Source organism: Pseudomonas sp. SMN5 (assembly GCF_052041925.1).
Taxonomy (GTDB): Bacteria; Pseudomonadota; Gammaproteobacteria; order Pseudomonadales; family Pseudomonadaceae; genus Aquipseudomonas.
Map to the genome: position 1 here is coordinate 1 of NZ_JBKGGX010000082.1, position 363 is coordinate 363.

Consider the following 363-nt stretch of genomic DNA (forward strand, 5'->3'; position numbering starts at 1 on the left):
CTGTTGGTCAAGACCTTGCCCGACGGCCAGGTGATCGAGTACCGCTACGACGGCCTGGGCCGCCTGGTGGCGGTGGATGACGGCACCGATCACCCGCTGGCCTTTGAATACGACGCCCAGGACCGCCTGATCGGCGAGCACCAGGGCTGGGGCACCCTGCGTTATCGCTACGACGCCTGCGGGCGCCTCAACCACCTGCGCCTGCCGGACAACAGCCAGCTGGATTTTCATCACGCCGTCGGTGGGGCGCTGACCGCCATCGACCTCAACGGCACCCGACTCACCGACCACCAGCTGCGCGGCGATCGCGAAGTGCAGCGCCAGCAAGGCCTGCTGCGCAGCCAGTACGACTACGACGAACAG

General features: G+C 67.2%; 1 protein-coding gene. It reads left to right on the forward strand.

What is annotated here, in order from left to right; translation table 11 throughout:
- A partial coding sequence (locus ACLEJR_RS27080; RefSeq protein ID WP_440817774.1) for a hypothetical protein occupies positions 1-363 on the forward strand: 363 nt, incomplete at both ends.